We start from the raw sequence: 447 nt of genomic DNA on the forward strand, positions 1-447 counted from the left end.
TACAACAACGAGATAGACTTACTCCTTGTTGTCCGATTCCTTGGATTGATTGGGTAAATACTTTTTTCTGATAGAAGTACCATATTGCTGATCCGAAATATCAATCATCGTATTAAGCACCTTGTTTTTAAGCTTCTCATCAGAGAGTTCTCTCTCCAATCTTTTTATTTTTTGAGCAGGTGTTTCTTTCATTTGGATAGTGGCAACCTTTGGTCGTGGTTTGCTCCAGTCTAAGGTACCATGTTTTCTTAACCAAACCAAAACTGTACTTCTTCCTTGAATACCATATGCTTTTTGGGCTTGCTTATAGGTCATATCGCCCTTTTCTACTTGGGATATTACCGCTAATTTAAAGCCTAAATTGTAATCGCGTTGACTCCGCTTCTTCCTTGGTTTCTCTGAATACTTCATAAATAAGTTGAATTTGTGTCAACTTATTTTAGGACG

The 447-nt window shown here is 36.9% G+C and carries 1 pseudogene; it reads right to left on the reverse strand.

Features of this window, described 5'->3' with window-relative positions:
• A pseudogene (locus Q0856_RS18070) lies at positions 1 to 411 on the reverse strand (IS3 family transposase); the annotation flags it as partial.
• Between the last annotated feature and the right edge of the window lie 36 nt (positions 412 to 447).

Origin of the sequence: uncultured Maribacter sp., from assembly GCF_947496775.1 — a bacterium.
GTDB lineage: Bacteria > Bacteroidota > Bacteroidia > Flavobacteriales > Flavobacteriaceae > Maribacter_B.